Source organism: Parahaemophilus parainfluenzae, assembly GCF_001055095.1.
GTDB classification, from domain to species: Bacteria; Pseudomonadota; Gammaproteobacteria; order Enterobacterales; family Pasteurellaceae; genus Haemophilus_D; species Haemophilus_D parainfluenzae_Z.
Genome location: NZ_JVHG01000010.1, coordinates 168,191 through 185,986, shown reverse-complemented (window position 1 = coordinate 185,986; position 17,796 = coordinate 168,191). Strand labels below are relative to the sequence as shown.

General features: G+C 39.9%; 12 protein-coding genes. 3 read left to right on the top strand and 9 right to left on the bottom strand.

Features of this window, described 5'->3' with window-relative positions:
* Nucleotides 1-3: 3 nt before the first annotated feature.
* The 9 genes from ribE to glnS all read right to left on the bottom strand — a co-directional run bounded on the left by ribE (nt 4) and on the right by glnS (nt 12,956).
* Nucleotides 4-477, bottom strand: coding sequence for a 6,7-dimethyl-8-ribityllumazine synthase (gene ribE / locus ADA56_RS02860; protein WP_005695997.1), 474 nt, complete (start codon nt 475-477; stop codon nt 4-6).
* Nucleotides 478-582: 105 nt separating this feature from the next.
* Nucleotides 583-3,048, bottom strand: coding sequence for a glycogen/starch/alpha-glucan phosphorylase (locus ADA56_RS02855; protein ID WP_049369099.1), 2,466 nt, complete (start codon nt 3,046-3,048; stop codon nt 583-585).
* Nucleotides 3,049-3,162: 114 nt separating this feature from the next.
* Nucleotides 3,163-4,602 carry a glycogen synthase GlgA gene (glgA, locus tag ADA56_RS02850; RefSeq protein WP_049369095.1) on the bottom strand — a complete coding sequence of 480 codons (1,440 nt, stop codon included), beginning with the start codon at nt 4,600-4,602 and terminating at the stop codon, nt 3,163-3,165.
* Between the two features lie 90 nt (nt 4,603-4,692).
* A complete protein-coding gene (gene glgC, locus ADA56_RS02845) occupies nt 4,693-5,991 on the bottom strand; it encodes a glucose-1-phosphate adenylyltransferase (RefSeq protein ID WP_049369093.1) in 1,299 nt (432 codons plus the stop codon).
* Entirely contained in the window at nt 5,981-7,999 is a 2,019-nt protein-coding gene (gene glgX, locus ADA56_RS02840; RefSeq protein WP_049369091.1) for a glycogen debranching protein GlgX, read from the bottom strand. The genes glgC and glgX overlap by 11 nt, the downstream gene beginning before the upstream one ends.
* 17 nt (nt 8,000-8,016) lie before the next feature.
* Complete coding sequence (gene glgB, locus ADA56_RS02835; RefSeq protein ID WP_049369089.1) at nt 8,017-10,206, bottom strand: 1,4-alpha-glucan branching protein GlgB; 2,190 nt, start codon at nt 10,204-10,206, stop codon at nt 8,017-8,019.
* An 11-nt stretch (nt 10,207-10,217) separates the two neighbouring features.
* A complete protein-coding gene (locus tag ADA56_RS02830; protein WP_239658985.1) occupies nt 10,218-10,631 on the bottom strand; it encodes a 4-alpha-glucanotransferase in 414 nt (137 codons plus the stop codon).
* Between the two features lie 144 nt (nt 10,632-10,775).
* Nucleotides 10,776-11,216, bottom strand: coding sequence for a YcgN family cysteine cluster protein (locus ADA56_RS02825; protein ID WP_049369087.1), 441 nt, complete (start codon nt 11,214-11,216; stop codon nt 10,776-10,778).
* A 66-nt stretch (nt 11,217-11,282) separates the two neighbouring features.
* Nucleotides 11,283-12,956 carry a glutamine--tRNA ligase gene (glnS, locus tag ADA56_RS02820; RefSeq protein ID WP_049369085.1) on the bottom strand — a complete coding sequence of 558 codons (1,674 nt, stop codon included), beginning with the start codon at nt 12,954-12,956 and terminating at the stop codon, nt 11,283-11,285.
* 223 nt (nt 12,957-13,179) lie between these two features.
* Between glnS and ADA56_RS02815 the strand changes: the two genes are divergently transcribed.
* From ADA56_RS02815 to tdeA, 3 genes are all read left to right on the top strand, one after another.
* The gene (locus ADA56_RS02815; protein ID WP_049369083.1) at nt 13,180-14,361 is read left to right on the top strand and encodes an efflux RND transporter periplasmic adaptor subunit; all 1,182 of its coding nucleotides are present in this window, start codon (nt 13,180-13,182) and stop codon (nt 14,359-14,361) included.
* A gap of 18 nt (nt 14,362-14,379) precedes the next feature.
* Entirely contained in the window at nt 14,380-16,311 is a 1,932-nt protein-coding gene (locus ADA56_RS02810) for a MacB family efflux pump subunit (protein ID WP_049369081.1), read from the top strand.
* An 84-nt stretch (nt 16,312-16,395) separates the two neighbouring features.
* On the top strand, nt 16,396-17,763 hold the full coding sequence (gene tdeA, locus ADA56_RS02805) for a toxin/drug exporter TdeA (RefSeq protein ID WP_049369079.1): 1,368 nt from the start codon (nt 16,396-16,398) through the stop codon (nt 17,761-17,763).
* Nucleotides 17,764-17,796 lie beyond the last annotated feature (33 nt).

Below are 17,796 nucleotides of genomic sequence, written 5' to 3'. Positions count from 1 at the left end.
GAATTATGCCGCATCAATTTGTTGTAAAAGGTTCACCATTTCAAGTGCAGTTAATGCTGCTTCTGCACCTTTATTACCTGCTTTAGTACCTGCACGCTCGATAGCTTGTTCAATGTTTTCAGTGGTTAAAACACCGAATGCCACAGGGATTTCAGCTTGCATTGCTACTTGACCTAAACCGCTACTTGCTTCACCCGCTACATATTCAAAGTGAGCTGTACCACCACGGATTACCGTACCCAATGCCACGATTGCATCAAATTTTTTGCTTTCAGCTAAACGACGTGCTACTAATGGAAGTTCATACGCACCTGGTGCTCGAACGATTGTAATATTCTCATCTTTCACTTGGCCGATACGTTTTAATGCATCTACCGCACCTTCTAATAAACTTTCATTAATAAAACTGTTAAAACGAGCAATCACCACTGCGATTTTAGCATTTGGTGCAGCTACCGCACCTTCTAAAACTTTCATACTTTTTCCTAATCTGAATGAACAATAAATTTGACGGTGGATTTTAGCATAAAAAGAAACCCTGTGGAAATAATCCGACAGGGTTTTCTATGAGTGGAAAAGAACTTACTTCTCGAGTTTTAACGGTTCAATTTTCCAAATATTTTTCGCATATTCAAGAATCGTACGGTCTGATGAGAAGAAGCCCATGTTCACCATATTTTGAATGGTACTTGCTATCCATACATCACGATCTTGATATTTTTTATCTACCGCTTTTTGCGCTTCCACATAACTGCGGAAATCAGCAAAGGATTGATAGTAATCGTGGTATTGTAAACCTTGAATGAGAGAGTGATAACGGTTCGGTTCTTCCGGAGAGAAATCACCACGAATGATTTGGTCAATAACTTCACGTAATTGCTCATCATTTTGATAATAATCAAACGGACGATAACCTTCTCGACGTAATGCTTCCACTTGTTCAACAGTATTACCAAAAATAAAGATATGGTCTTCACCAACATTATCTAAAATCTCAACGTTCGCACCATCAAGCGTACCCAATGTTAACGCACCATTTAAGGCAAACTTCATGTTACTGGTACCTGACGCTTCTGTTCCTGCTAGAGAGATTTGCTCAGAAATATCTGCTGCTGGAATAATTAATTGTGCAAGACTTACGCTGTAGTTCGGAATAAAGACAACTTTTAAACGACCTTTTAAGCGCTCATCATTATTGATGACATTCGCGACATCGTTAATTAAACGAATGGTTTGTTTTGCTGCATAGTAAGCTGAAGCTGCTTTACCCGCTAAAATAAATACGCGTGGCTGCCAATCTTTTTCTGGTTCTGCCAACATTTCGTTATAACGAGCAATAATGTGTAACACATTAAGCATTTGACGTTTGTATTCGTGAATACGTTTTACTTGAACATCAAATAATGCGTGTGGATCTAAATCGATATCAAGGGTTTTCTTCACATATTGTGCTAATTTCACTTTGTTATCGTATTTAATATCCGCAACTGCACGCTTAAATTCACCTTTATCTGCAAACGCTTTAAGTTTTTCAATTTGGCTTAAATCGCAACGCCATTCAGAACCAATGTATTGATCAAATAAAGCCGCTAATTTCGGGTTCGCTACTGCAAGCCAACGACGTGGTGTCACACCGTTTGTTACGTTAGTAAAACGTTCTGGGTAGATGCGAGCAAAATCAGCAAAGGTTGATGTCACCATAAGATCTGAGTGAATTGCCGCAACACCGTTCACTTTATGAGAACCGACAACGGACAACCATCCCATGCGCACTTTACGTTGATATCCTTCTTCGATCAGTGAAACGCGACGGATAAAGTCCATATCAGTCGTAACATACGTTTTCACATACTCTAGGAAATGATCATTAATTTCAAAAATCATTTGTAAATGACGCGGTAAGATTTTCGCCATCATTTCTACCGGCCAGGTTTCTAATGCTTCTGACATTAAAGTATGGCAAGTATAAGAGAAGATACGACGAGTCACATCCCAAGCGTTTTGCCATGAGTAACCGTGTAAATCAATTAAGATACGCATCAACTCAGGAATCGCCAATGCTGGGTGGGTATCATTCAAGTGAATCGCCACTTTATCCGCAAGATTATCCAATGTACCGTGTGTTCTTAAATGGCGACGGAGAATATCTTGTAAAGAAGCAGATACTAAGAAGTACTCTTGACGTAAACGTAACTCACGACCATTCCAGGTGGAATCGTCTGGATAAAGTACGCGAGAAAGGTTTTGATTAGCCGAACGAGTCGCTACCGCCGCTAAGTGATCACCACGGTTAAACTCAGCTAAATCAAACACTTCTCCACCATGAGCAGACCATAAACGTAATGTGGATGCTGAATCATTTTTATAACCAGGAATCATTTGGTCGTATGCAAGTGCGGTCACTTTTTCAGCTGGATTCCAAATACATTTTTTGCCTTCAAAATAAATATGACCACCGAAATCAATGCTGAAACGTTTTGATGGTCGCATAAATTCCCAAGGTGCGCCTTTTTCTAACCAATCATCAGGGCGTTCAACCTGTTGGCCATTTTCAATTTTTTGACGGAACATACCGTATTCATAACGAATACCGTAACCCATCGCTGGAATTGCTAATGTTGCTAGTGAGTCCATGAAGCAAGCTGCAAGGCGACCTAAACCACCGTTACCTAGACCTGGATCCACTTCTTTTTCAATAATCTCTTCCAAATCAACATTTAATTCAGCCAGGGCTTTTTCTGCCACGTCATAAACACCTTCTGCGATCATCGCATTAGAAAGTGTACGGCCGATTAAGAATTCCATAGAAAGGTAATAAACACGACGGGTTTCTTCTGCACGAGATTGACGAGCGGTGGTAATCCAGCCTTCAGTCACTAAATCACGCACTGCATGAAGCGTCGCATTTAGCCAGTCGCGTTGACTCGCCTCTTTTGGTGAACGACCAATTAAGAAAATTAATTTATAAACAATTGCTTTTTTCACGCCTTCAACATCAAGACTTGGTCGATTGTAGAGAAATGGCGAATCAAAATTGTCCATGATCATAGAAAATAAAACCTCAATAAAAAAATCGCGCAAATTTTAAGCTTTTTTACGAAAAAAACAACAAAAATCCCCCTTCAAAGGCGATTATTTTGAAGAGGGAGTCAATCCATTGAATTATGAGTATAAAATGCTTAAATAAAGCTGCTCATATTGAGCGGCGGCATTTTTCCAACTAAAGTCCTGTGCCATGGCGTTATTACGAACCATTGCCCAAACACGTTGTTTTTGCCACAACGCAAAGGCATGTTGGATAGCACTTCGTAAATCATCTGCTTCAGCTTTTTGGAATACAAAGCCTGTTGCAGTACGCTCTTTAATGGTTTCACTTGTACTGTTGGTCACGGTATCTGCTAATCCTCCCGTTGCACGAACAAGCGGCAATGTGCCATATTGCAACCCATATAATTGAGTTAATCCACAAGGTTCAAAGCGGCTTGGTACCAAAATGACATCACCACCGGCAACCATCAAATGTGAAAGTGCTTCATCATAACCAATTTTTACTGCAATATTTTCTGGGTAACGTTGTGCTAATTGGCAAATACCCTCTTCCAAATGTTTTGCACCTGAACCGAGAATGGTTAGTTGTCCACCTTGTTTAACAATTTCATCCGCTGTGGCAATCAGTAAATCTACGCCTTTTTGTTCGGTTAAGCGAGTCACCATCACAAATAAGAGTGCATCAGGTTGTTGTGGCAAATTGAAATAAGCTTGTAAATCCGCTTTATTTTTCTTCTTGCCTGCGATGGATTTCAATTTGTAATGATGCTGAATATACGCATCACAACTTGGATGCCAAATTTCTTGATCCACGCCATTTAAAATCCCCACCAACTTACCTGCTTCACGTAGGCCTGTTAATAAGCCTTGCAAGCCATAAGCAAAGTCTGGTGTAGTGATTTCTTTCGCATAAGTTGGACTCACTGCTGTGACTATATCAGAATAATAGAGACCTGCTTTCAAATATGAAATTTGGCCAAATAACTCTAAACCATCAACATGGAACATACCTTCCGGCAATCCAATTTCATGTAAATGACGGTGGGCAAATTGTCCTTGATATGCCAGGTTATGAATCGTAAATACTGATTTTGCAGGACGACCTTTATTAAAGAGATAAGCGGCGGCTAAGCCAGCATGCCAATCGTGGGCATGAATCACTTCAGCTCTCCACCAACTATCTAAACCTGTCGCAAGCTCAGCGCCGACCCAACCTAATAAAGCAAAGCGTTTATAGTTATCAGCATAATCGTTGTAATCGGTATCATGATAAGGATTCCCTTCCCGCCAATAGAGATGTGGTGCATCAATCAGATAAATCCCTACGCCATTGTATTCGCCATAACGCAATACAACATGACCAACAAAATTATCAAATTCTGTGACGACATGCGTATTCTCAATGCCCGCTGAAATTTTTGGATAAGCCGGCAACAAAATACGTGCATCAATACCAATTTCTTTTTGTGCAAAAGGCAATGCCCCTAAAACATCGGCAAGTCCGCCAGTTTTGAGTAAGGGATACAGCTCCGAGCAAACATGTAAAACTCTCATAATTTTCCTTTTATACTTAAAATTGTGCTGTCATTGATAACAGCACAATCTTTTTACTTCACTTAAAATACTGTCAAAATTGACCGCACTTTAATCCAAATGTTCTTCGTTAGTGACTTCTTCGCCTTGCAATTTTTTCAACATCGTTGAGGTTACAAGTACAACTTTACCGGTAGAACTCACACGGAAGCGTTTACTGTCAAGGGCTTTATCCACACCGATTTCCATACCATCTGGAATAATGCAATGGCGATCAATAATACAGTCTTTCAATGTACAATTTTTACCAATTTGTACTTGTGGTAACACAACACAGTGATCAACAGAAGAGTCTTCATCAATTTTGATTCTATCAAACAACACAGAATTACTAATAGATGCATCTGTAATCACACAGCCACCACCGACAAGCGAGTTATCCACCGGTTTGACATTCGCTTTTTTATAGAAGAATTTAGATGGATAAGCCTGTACTGGATTACCACGAATTGGCCAGCTTTGATCGTAAATATCTAATTGTGGATTTTCTGAAACCAAATCGATATTAGATTGCCAGAAGCTATCAAGCGTACCCACATCACGCCAGTAAATTTCACCTTCAGTATTTCGGCCCATACAAGAACGGCTGAATGGATGCGCATAAAGCACGCCTTCTTCCAAGCATTTTGGCAAGACATCTTTACCAAAGTCATGAGATGTGCAAGGTGTGTTCACTTCTCTATCAAGCATTTTATAGAGATATTCTGCATCAAAGACATAGATACCCATTGAGGCTAATGATGTATCTGGCTTACCAACCATCGCTGGCGGATCTTTAGGTTTTTCAACGAAGGCTTTCACTTTCAGATTTTCGTTTACTGCCATCACACCAAATTCACTAGCTTCAGAACGCGGTACCTCAATACATCCTACTGTACATTTTGCTCCACTTCTCACGTGATCCATCAACATGACACTGTAATCTTGTTTATAAATATGGTCGCCCGCAAGAATCAAAATGTATTTTGGACGATAGTGATTACGGATAATCGCCATATTTTGATATACCGCATCCGCTGTACCACGGTACCACGTAGAATCATCAATTTGTTGACGAGCTGGTAGCATATCAACGAATTCACCGCGCTCTTGTGGTAAGAATGACCAACCTGTTTGTAAATGGCGTAATAAAGAGTGAGCGGCATACTGGGTTACGACACCAATGCGATTCAAGCCTGAGTTTATACAGTTGGAAAGCGCAAAATCAATAATGCGACGATTACCGCCAAAATATAACGCAGGCTTAGCACGTTTATCTGTTAATTCATGTAAACGGGAACCACGGCCACCAGCCAAAATAAGCACTAAAGTATCTTTAACTAATTCATATTTATTAAGATCACTTTTCATAACAAACTCCATCGTTTTCATCATCCATATGTTCCAACACTTCAAATGCTATACCGCTCACATCACATTGTTGAATCACGCTATTTTCAGTTTCGGCAATCTTTTTCCACTTACCCTTTGGCAAATAAAAAGATTGCGGTTCAGTTTTTGCATTAATTAAGAAAAGATATTTGCCGTCCAACATGATTTGTAGGGCTTTGCTTTCCCAATTATGCCAATCGCCTAGGGTCATTGGGTTTCCCCCTGTATTTAACCACGCGACATTTTCATCCGACCACCAAGCATCCTGTTGCAAACTTTGAATTTTTTTTCGTAATGCAATGGTTTGTTTAGTAAAGTCAAATAGGGTTTGGTTAAAATTTTCCCACTTTAACCACGTCATTTCGTTATCTTGGCAATAAGCATTGTTATTGCCATATTGGCTGTTGCCGAACTCATCCCCAGCAAGCAGCATAGGTATACCATTTGCCAGTAATAAAGAGCCTAATAAGCCTTTTTCTGATAAAACACGGTTATTTTCGACCGCACTTTGCCATTCATCGGCTAAATCGAGTTGAGAACCTTCAATTCCATGATTGTAACTATAATTTTCATTCCGTCCGTCACGGTTCTCTTCACCGTTAGCTTCATTGTGTTTATGGTTATAGCTCACTAAATCTCGCAACGTAAAACCATCGTGAGCTGTAATAAAATTCAAGCTACCATGCGGTAATCGACCTTCACGATTAAAGATATCGCTAGAGCCGGCAAAACGCTCTGCAAAGGCGCCTACTTCACCACTTTGCCATAACCAAAAACGGCACATATCATCACGGAAACGATCATTCCATTGAGAGAAATAAGCGGGGAAATACCCGACTTGGTAGCCGTAATGACCAATATCCCAAGGCTCTGCAATTAATTTAATTTGTTGTAGAACATCATCCTGTTCCATTTCTGCAAACAATTGTGCTTTTGGATTGAAATCTGGTGTTTCACGACCAAGCACTGTGGCTAAATCAAAGCGGAAACCATCTACATGGCATTCAGTCACCCAATAACGTAAGCAATCTAATACCCATTTTCGAGTGACATTATTGGCAAGATTGAGCATGTTACCGCAGCCTGTCCAGTTAATGTAATCACCATGCTCGTTTTGCCAGTAATAGGTTTCATCATCAATACCGCGCTGACAAAATGTTGGGAACGTTTTTTCAGATTCAGCCGTATGGTTAAATACGACATCCAAAATCACTTCAATGCCTGCTTGATGCAAGGCTTTCACCATGCTCTTAAACTCATTTAAAGGCTGGTTTTGGTCAGCTGAATAACTTGGTTCTAAAGCAAACATGGCTAATGGGTTGTAGCCCCAATAATTACGTAATCCTTTTTCTTGCAAATGCGGTTCATCAATGAAGAAATTGACTGGAAGCAATTCAAGGCTGGTAATACCCAATGATTTAAAATACGCAATATTTTCGGGGTGTGCTAACGCCGCATAAGTGCCCCGAATATTTTCTGGAATACGGGAATTTAATTGGCTAAATCCTTTAACATTCAGTTCATACACAATGGTTTGAGCCCAAGGAATAGAGGGCTTACAATCCCCTGACCAATCAAAATGCTCATCCACAATGCGACCTTTAGGTGCAACCGCTGCATTATCTCGCTCATCATTTAGCAAGAAAATTGAACGGGCTTCTGGGGAACTTAAATCTGGTTTATGAGTGACCGCTTTCGCATAAGGATCAAGCATTAACTTTTGCGGATTAGCTAAAGTGCGGTCATTTTTGCCTGTGATTCTAAAAGCATACTCATCATTTAACTCAACGCCTTCAATTGCTACATGCCAAATGTCATCGGTTCTGCTCATGGCAAAACGGCTTTCTTTACCATCACGGAACAAGCAAAGTTCAACAGCATCCGCCGCACTAGAAAACAGCGCAAAATTCGAAATTTTTAGGTCGTTTTCCAGCGTTTGCGAATATCCCATTGGGGAAGGTTTACCATTGTTATAAATACTAAACATTGTGTTTTTCGCTATTATTATGCTTTATATTTTAAATAGATCGTTGCGAGTGGCGGAATGGTCACGTTAATCGAATTATCACGTCCATGACTTGCAATCGCTTCACTTTTCACCAAACCAAAATTACCCACGTTTGAACCTTGATAATACATTGAGTCAGTATTCAAAATTTCTTCGTATTCACCCGCGGCATTGACCCCAATGCGATAGCCTTCGCGTGGCACAGGTGTGAAGTTACTGATCACAATAATGCGTTCGCCATTACTGCTTTTACGTTCAAAAGCAAAGACTGAATTTTCCGCATCATCTACCACTAACCAATCAAAGCCTTCCGGTTCACCGTCTAATTCAAAGAGCGGTGCATTTTTTTGATAAATTCCGTTCAAATCTTTGACTAATTGCAAGACACCTTTATGCCATAAGCCACCATGATTTTCGTCAAGTAAAAACCAATCCAAACTTTCTTCATAATTCCATTCGCGACCTTGAGCAAATTCATTGCCCATGAATAATAATTTCTTGCCTGGATAACCCCACATATAACCGTAGTAAGCACGCAAGTTAGCGAATTTTTGCCACGCATCGCCCGGCATTTTGCCGAGTAACGAACATTTGCCGTGTACCACCTCATCGTGAGAAAGCGGTAACACAAAGTTTTCGCTGTATTGATAAATCATCCCGAAGGTCATTTTGACGTGATGATAACGACGATAAACGGGATCGAGTTTCATATAACTTAGGGTGTCATTCATCCAGCCCATGTTCCATTTAAAATTAAATCCAAGACCACCGTTTTCTGTCGGATGGGTTACGCCACCGAAAGAAGTGGATTCTTCCGCAATCGAAATCGCACCAGACACCTCAGAATGGATTTTCCAGTTGGTATGTTTTAAGAATTCAATGGCTTCTAAATTTTCACGACCGCCATATTGATTCGGAATCCATTCGCCTTCAGCACGGCTGTAATCGCGGTAAATCATTGACGCGACCGCATCTACACGGATACCATCTACACCAAATCGCTCAAGCCAATACAGTGCATTACTGGATAAGAAGTTTCTCACTTCATTACGACCATAGTTATAAATTAAGGTATTCCAGTCTTGATGATAGCCTTCACGTGGGTCAGCATGTTCATATAAGGCTGTACCATCAAATGCCACTAAACCGTGTGTATCACTAGGGAAATGCCCTGGCACCCAGTCTAAAATCACATTAATGCCTGCTTTGTGGGCTTTTTCGACTAAGCGTTTAAAGCCTTCTGGTGTACCAAAACGGCTAGTTGGTGAATACAGCCCTATCGGTTGATACCCCCAAGAGCCATCGAATGGAAATTCGGAGAGTGGCAAAAACTCAATATGCGTAAAGCCCATATGTTTAACATAAGGAATAAGCTCATCAGCAATTTGGTCATAATCAAGCCAGAAATTATTCTCTAAATTACGACGCCATGATCCCAAATGTACTTCATAGATTGAAATAGGTTGATTACGTTGGTTCGCTTTACGACGTTGCTCTGTCATTTCGACCACATCCGGCAACATGCTGATTTCTGATGCAGTATCTGGGCGCAATTCCGATCTGAATGCATAAGGGTCAGCTTTTAAACGAAGGTTGCTGTTGCAATCAATCAATTCAAATTTATAGCGTTGACCCAGGCTAGCTTTGGGTAAGAACAATTCCCATACCCCACTTGCCGGATGGAAACGCATTGGATGACGACGACCGTCCCAATAGTTAAAATCACCGACCAACGAAACTCGTTTAGCATTTGGCGCCCATACCCGGAAATTTACGCCCGGTACACTGTCACATTCAGTAAAATGTGCACCTAATACTTCATAAGGACGCAATAACGAACCTTCCGCTAATAACCATTGATCCAAGTCATTAATCATTGGATGGAAACGGTACGGATCTTCAATAATTTGGGCTTCTACGCCCCAATACACTTTTAATTGGTAGGTAAAGAAATGGTGAATCTCTGGCACAATAGCAGCAAAAAATCCGCGGTCATCCAGTTTTTCTAGTTCGACAACGATGGATTGACTTTCTTTATCAATCACTTCGACTTTATCTGCATCGGGTAATAAAGCACGAATCTCAATACCATTGTGAGTTTCATGCATGCCTAATACAGCAAAAGGATCGGCATGTTTGCCATCAAAAAATGAATTAATTACTGATTGAGCGACTAATTTCGTCATGACATACTCCTTTATGCTTTGCAAGCTTGATTATTTACAACCGATTGTATTTTCTCGTTTGTTGAGCGGCAAAAAGCATTAAACGATAATAGATAAAAGGCAAAGCAGGCAATGAATGAAAGTGCTGTTGAATATGGAATGGTTTTTTCAAACTGAATTTGGTTTTGCTCGTCGAGCAATTGATAACGCAAAAAAGCATCAAGAGGAGAAGAAAACGCGATTAAATCATCATGAATGGGTTCGTTTTCAAAGGCACATATTACATCTTGGAACGGCTGATTTTGTCCAATATTCGGCGGAAATTGCAACTGCTCGATAAAATAATCAACACTGGTTGGCGATGCATCAATCAAATGCCCATTAATATCATAATGGGAAAACGAAATGCCAAGTTTTTCATCAGATTGTTTAAGTGATAAGGACATTTGCATACAACGAATGATACATCTATATAATACTTAATAAGTATTATAAGTAAGCACAATTGAAATACAATTGCCAATCTCGCAAATTGTGACCTAAATCAAAAAACAAAGTTTAAAGAGAATAAAAAAACAACGAAATTTAAATTATTCAGTTTCAATGACAAATTCAAACCAATCAATGACATCTTCTTCATGTACGCCATCTTGAATTAAAACACCTGCATTTTTCACTGAATTAGGATCACCGCTGATTAAAGGATGCCATTCGGGCAAAGGTTTCCCCTCATACAATAAACGATACGCACAGGTATTCGGCAACCACCCAAAATCAGGCAAGTTCTTTTTGGTTAATTTGGTGCAATCACTTTCGATTTTAAAACGTTCAGGATAATTACGACACTTTCCTGTTTCCACATCTAATAGATTGCAAGCAATGCGTGTGTAATAGAGTTTTTCACGCTTGCCCCGCCCTTGAATATATTTCCGATAACAGCATTTCCCGCAGCCATCACATAGGGCTTCCCATTCGGATTCTGTCATTTCAAGGAGCGATTTTTTTTGCCAAAAATGAGATTCAAATTGCATAGTGAAACCAATAAAAAAGTGCGGTCAAAATTTACGTAATTTTTGACCGCACTTTGATGTTTAGAATTAGAAGCCTTCTTTTAAGCTTACGGTTAAGTTAAACACTAAGTGCTCTGGACGGCTGTCTTTGTTATCCGCACAGAAATAACCTTCGCGTTCAAATTGATAACCTTTTTCAGGTTCTGCATTTGCAAGGCTTTGTTCTACAAAACCGTGTTTCACCACTAAAGAGGTTGGATTTAACACGCTTTCGATTTCTTCTGCTGCACCTGGGTTTGGTACGGTGAAAAGACGCTCATATAAACGGAACTCTGCTGGGTGATTATGCACTGCAGATACCCAGTGAATTACCCCTTTCACTTTACGACCATCCGCTGGATTTCTACCTAAAGTATCAGGATCATAAGTACAGAAGATCGTGGTGATTTCACCATTTGCATCTTTTTCGACACGTTCAGCTTTAATCACATAAGCATTACGCAAACGCACTTCTTTACCTAATACTAAACGTTTATATTGTTTGTTTGCTTCTTCACGGAAGTCTGCACGATCAATATAAAGCTCTTTCGTAAACGGTAATTGACGCTCACCTAATTCAGGGCGATTTGGGTGATTTGGTGCCGTTAAGGTTTCTTCGCCTTCAAAGTTTTCAATCACTACGCGAACAGGATCAATCACCGCCATTGCGCGTGGTGCATTTTCGTTTAAATCTTCACGAATGCAGGCTTCAAGTGCAGAATACTCTACGACGTTATCTTGTTTAGTCACACCGATACGACGGCAGAATTCACGTAACGAAGCCGGGGTATAACCGCGACGACGTAAACCTGAAATCGTTGGCATACGAGGGTCATTCCAACCATCTACAATGCCGTCGTTCACTAATTTCAATAATTTACGTTTAGACGTTAATGTACCTTCTAAATTTAAACGTGAGAATTCATATTGATGCGGTAATGGACGTTCAATACTAATATTTTCCAGCACCCAGTCATATAAACGACGGTTGTCTTGGAATTCTAATGTACATAGAGAGTGTGTAATACGCTCAATCGCATCAGAGATACAGTGAGTGAAGTCGTACATTGGGTAAATACACCATTTGTCACCGGTTTGGTGATGGCTCGCAAATTTAATACGATAAAGCACGGGATCACGCATGACCATAAATGGTGAAGCCATGTCGATTTTTGCACGAAGACTTAATGTACCTTCAGCAAATTCGCCATTTTTCATTCTTTCAAATAACGCTAAGTTTTCTTCGACACTACGATCACGATATGGACTGTTTTTACCAGGCTCAGTTAATGTACCGCGATACTCACGCATTTCATCTGGAGAAAGTTCATCCACATACGCTAAACCTTTTTCGATTAACTCAATGGCATAGCCATAAAGTTCATCGAAATAATCAGACGCATAACGCGGTTCGCCTTCCCATTTAAAGCCTAACCATTCTACATCGGCTTTAATGGAATCCACATATTCCACGTCTTCTTTCACCGGATTGGTATCGTCAAAACGTAGGTTACATAAACCGTTATATTCTTTTGCTAACCCAAAGTTTAAGCAAATCGATTTTGCGTGGCCAATATGCAAATAGCCATTTGGCTCAGGCGGGAAACGAGTATGAACACTTTTGTGTTTACCCGAAGCTAAATCTTCATCAATAATTTGAGTAATGAAATTGTGTGTGCGGGTATTTTCCGCATTTTCTAGAGTGTGTTCTGTATTGCTCATAAATTTCTCAATAAATTGAAAATAATTTCTCCATTCTATACGAAAAGTCTGGCGTTGTGAATTTGATCCCAAAACTAACCGCACTTTCATTAAATTAATACTGAATTTTTGAGGATTTTTAGGTCTAACTTGAAGATTTTTCGTGCAAACTGAAAAGTTTGCCTTTAGAATACACCTTCACTGAACAAACGTTCATTTTTTTATTTGGGATGACAAAGTCTTTATGAAAAAACGCTTTTTTATTTTACTTGGATTACTCATTGCTGCTGGCGCAGCTTATTATTTTTTCTCAAGCAATAGCAAGCAAGAAACCACCTATCTGACTGAATCGGTTACACGTGGCAATGTGGAAAAAACAGTTGTTGCCTCTGGTTCGGTTGAAAGCGTAAATGAAGTTGATGTTGGTGCCCAAGCTTCGGGTAAAATTACCAAACTCTATGTCAAATTAGGACAAGAAATCAAAAAAGGCGAAATGATCGCAGATATTGATTCTACAACCCAAATTAATACCTTAAATACCAAAAAGGCGGCATTGGTTAGCTATCAAGCGCAATTAAAAGCGAAGCGAACCGCTTATGATGTAGCCCTTTCAAGCTATAACCGCTTATCAAAACTTTATACACAAAAAGCGACATCTTTAGATAGTCTGAATACAGCTAAAAGCACCCTTGATAATGCGAAAGCGGAAATGGAAGCCATTGAAGCCAATATCAAACAAGCTGAAATTGAAGTGAATACCGCAGAAACCAATGTGGGTTATACAAAAATTACCGCACCAATGGATGGTACCGTCATTTCTGTGCCCGTTTCAGAAGGTCAAACCGTTAATGCCAACCAAACGACGCCAACAATTGTAACCATTGCTGATTTAAGCAAAATGAAAATTAAACCTGAGATTTCGGAAGGTGACATTACCAAAGTCAAAGCCGGCCAAGAAGTGAGCTTTACTATTTTATCAGATAGCCAAACCGTGTATCACTCCGTTATTGATTCGGTTGATCCAGCCAATACCACGACAAGTGATAGTTCTTCAACATCATCTTCGACAAGTTCAAGTAGCAGCTCAACGACCAGTGCGATCTACTATTACGCCAATGTTTTGATTGATACCCCTGATCGTACTTTACGCATCGGAATGACGACAGAAAACAACATCAAAATTGCCAACGCGAAAGATGTGTTATTCGTTTCCAATATGGCTATTCAAAAACGTGATGGCAAAAGCTTTGTCAATGTATTGAATGATAAAAATCAACCTGAACCGCGTGAAGTTGAAATCGGTGTTCAAAATGATTTCAAAACTGAAATCAAATCGGGTTTAAACGAAGGTGAAAAAGTCATCGTGTCACAAGTGGCTAATGGTGAAAAAGTTGGCTCTATGCCTCGTGGTCCAAGAATGTTCTAAAAGTGCGGTAGAAAATTAATGAATATTATTGAAATTAAGGATCTCAACCGTTACTTCGGTGAAGGCGAAAATCGTGTTCATATTTTAAAGAATGTCTCTTTAAATATTGAAAAAGGTGATTTCGTCGCGATTATTGGGCAATCCGGTTCGGGTAAATCAACCTTGATGAATATCATCGGATGCTTGGATACGGCAACCAGTGGTTCTTACAAAATCAATGGCAAAGAAACCATTGAATTAAGCAAAGATCAGCTGTCAGATTTACGTAGCCAAAAATTCGGCTTTATTTTCCAACGCTATAACTTATTGTCGAGCTTGACCGCTGCAGAAAACGTCGCCTTGCCTGCAATTTATGCGGGGATGTCGCAAGAAAAACGTCTTTCTCGTGCGAAACAACTTTTAGAAAAATTAGGTTTAGGCAATAAATGGCAAAATAAACCAAGCCAGCTTTCTGGTGGTCAGCAACAGCGTGTGAGTATTGCACGTGCGTTGATGAATGGCGGTGAAATTATTTTAGCCGATGAACCCACTGGCGCATTGGATTCTCAAAGCGGTCAAAATGTGATGGAAATTCTGCGTCAATTACACGCAGAAGGCCACACCATTATTATGGTAACCCACGACCGAGAAATTGCCGCCAGTGCGAATCGCGTAATTGAAATTAAAGATGGAGAAATCATTGGCGATACGCAAAAAGAAGCGGTAAAAAGTGCGGTCGAAAATCCAACCAAATCTAAACCGCACTTTGGGTTCAGCAAAGATCAATTTGTTGAAGCCTTTCGTATGTCTGTGAGTGCTATTATTGCCCACAAAATGCGTTCTCTTTTAACCATGCTCGGGATTATTATCGGGATTACCTCTGTAGTTTCTGTCGTGGCATTGGGAAATGGTTCACAGCAAAAAATCTTAGAGAATATCAAAGGTATTGGTACAAGTACCATGACCATCTTTAATGGTACAGGCTTTGGTGATCGTCGTGCTGAACAAATGCAGAATCTCACCATTAATGATGCCACTGCCTTAAATCAACAAAGCTATGTACAAAGTGTCACGCCAAATAGCTCATCAAGTGGCACATTAATTTATGGTAACCAGACTTTCTCCTCGACCAGTTTAAAAGGTGTAGGCGAACAATATTTTGATGTAGATGGCTTAAAACTAAAATCCGGTAATTTATTTTCTGCTCAAGATGTTGCTGATAACAACCAAGTAGCCTTAATCGATGAAAGTGCAAAAAAGTCGATTTTCCCAGATGAAAATCCCATCGGCAAAATTGTGATGTTTAATAAACGTCCATTACGTATTATTGGCGTGGTATCCGATAAACAAATGGGCGGGGCAAGCAGTTCACTTAATCTCTATGCGCCTTACACCACCGTGATGAATCGTATTTCGGGCAGCAAAAAAATTGGCTCGATTACCGTTAAAGTAGATGATTCCGTGAATACTACTGTCGCTGAAAAAGGAATTACTGAATTGCTTACCATGCGTCATGGTAAAAAAGATTTCTTCATCATGAATAGTGATACCATTAAACAAACTATTGAAAGTACCACTGGCACGATGAAATTACTCATTTCCTCTATCGCCTTTATTTCATTGATTGTAGGCGGTATTGGTGTGATGAATATCATGTTGGTTTCTGTGACAGAGCGAACCAAAGAAATTGGTGTGCGCATGGCTATTGGGGCGAGACAATTTAATATTCTGCAACAATTTTTAATTGAAGCCGTGTTGATTTGTTTAATTGGCGGTGTGACGGGGATTCTGCTTTCGGGTTTAATCGGTCTGCTCTTTAACGTATTTATGACTGACTTTACGATGGCATTCTCAACTGGCTCAATTGTTGCCGCAGTGGTCTTCTCTACCATGATTGGAGTGATCTTCGGTTATATGCCGGCAAAACGTGCAGCACAATTAGATCCAATTACAGCTCTTGCTCGAGAATAAAGAAATTTTGTAAAACACAAAAGAGCGGTTAAAATTCTCACTAATTTTTGACCGCACTTTAATTTAAAAGAAAGGAAAAAATCTATGTTAAAAATGAAAAAATTAACCTTAGCAATCGCGATGGCAACTGCGCTAGCAGGCTGTGCTAACATCGGCGATTCTTATAAAGCGAGCCAGCAGGATTACCAAAATTATGCGGAAATCACCAAACAATTTAATGTAAAAGAAAACTGGTGGGCGCTTTACAATGATGCACAATTAAATCGTATGGTAGAACAAGCATTAGTTAACAACAAAGATTTAGCCAAAGCGTCTGTCGCCGTAAACCGTGCTTTATATAATGCAAACCTTGCTGGCGCGAATTTAATTCCTGCATTTAGCGGTTCAACCCAATCTTCTGCAAGTAAGAACGTGAAAACAGGTGGTAACTCAACGGTAAGTCACCAAGGTGCACTAAATGTGAGTTATACATTAGATTTATGGCAACGTTTAGCGGATACGGCTGATGCGGCAGAATGGTCACACAAAGCTACTGCTGAAGATTTAGAAGCAACCAAACTTTCACTCATCAACTCTGTTGTAACAACCTATTATCAAATTGCTTATTTAAATGATGCTATCAGCACAACCGAAGAAACCATCAAATACTACAACGACATTAGCAGCATCATGCAACGTCGTTTATCGCAAGGTGTCGCTGACAGCGCTAGTGTAGATCAAGCACAACAAGCTGTATTAACCGCACGTAACAACTTGATCAACTATCAAACGCAACGCAAAACAGCAGAACAAACTTTACGTAACTTACTGAACTTAAAACCGGAAGAAGCATTAAATATCAACTTCCCACACATTCTTAATGTGAAAAACGTGGGCGTGAATTTAAATGTACCCGTTTCTGTGATTGCGAATCGTCCTGATGTAAAAGGCTATCAATATCGCTTAAGCAGTGCATTCAAAAATGCCAAAGCAACCGAAAAAGGCTGGTTCCCTGAAGTGACTTTAGGTGGTAGCTTAACATCAAGTGGTACTAAAGTCGGTAATGCATTGCACAATCCAGTTGGTACAGGTTTAATCGGCATTAGCCTACCATTCCTCAACTGGAATACGGTGAAATGGAACGTGAAAATCTCTGAAGCAGATTATGAAACTGCACGTTTAAACTATGAGCAAAGCATCACTAAAGCCTTGAATGATGTAGATACCAACTACTTTGCCTACACACAAGCACAAAGTGCCTTTGCCAACTTGCAAAAAACTCACAGTTATAACCAACGTATCACTAAATACTATCGTGATCGTTACAATGCTGGTGTATCTGAATTACGTGAATGGCTTGCAGCGGCAAACACAGAGAAAAGCTCTCAACTTTCTATCTTGAATGCAAAATACAACATCATTCAAGCAGAAAATGCCGTATATAGTTCAATGGCAGGTTATTACTCCCGTTAAAATCATGATTAAGGAAGTTTCGGCTTCCTTAAT

Coding starts and splice junctions, on each gene's coding strand:
- ribE (WP_005695997.1), bottom strand. CDS start 477: ATGAAAGTTTTAGAAGGTGCGGTAGCTGCACCAAATGCTAAAATCGCA.
- ADA56_RS02855 (WP_049369099.1), bottom strand. CDS start 3,048: ATGATCATGGACAATTTTGATTCGCCATTTCTCTACAATCGACCAAGT.
- glgA (WP_049369095.1), bottom strand. CDS start 4,602: ATGAGAGTTTTACATGTTTGCTCGGAGCTGTATCCCTTACTCAAAACT.
- glgC (WP_049369093.1), bottom strand. CDS start 5,991: ATGAAAAGTGATCTTAATAAATATGAATTAGTTAAAGATACTTTAGTG.
- glgX (WP_049369091.1), bottom strand. CDS start 7,999: ATGTTTAGTATTTATAACAATGGTAAACCTTCCCCAATGGGATATTCG.
- glgB (WP_049369089.1), bottom strand. CDS start 10,206: ATGACGAAATTAGTCGCTCAATCAGTAATTAATTCATTTTTTGATGGC.
- ADA56_RS02830 (WP_239658985.1), bottom strand. CDS start 10,631: ATGTCCTTATCACTTAAACAATCTGATGAAAAACTTGGCATTTCGTTT.
- ADA56_RS02825 (WP_049369087.1), bottom strand. CDS start 11,216: ATGCAATTTGAATCTCATTTTTGGCAAAAAAAATCGCTCCTTGAAATG.
- glnS (WP_049369085.1), bottom strand. CDS start 12,956: ATGAGCAATACAGAACACACTCTAGAAAATGCGGAAAATACCCGCACA.
- ADA56_RS02815 (WP_049369083.1), top strand. CDS start 13,180: ATGAAAAAACGCTTTTTTATTTTACTTGGATTACTCATTGCTGCTGGC.
- ADA56_RS02810 (WP_049369081.1), top strand. CDS start 14,380: ATGAATATTATTGAAATTAAGGATCTCAACCGTTACTTCGGTGAAGGC.
- tdeA (WP_049369079.1), top strand. CDS start 16,396: ATGTTAAAAATGAAAAAATTAACCTTAGCAATCGCGATGGCAACTGCG.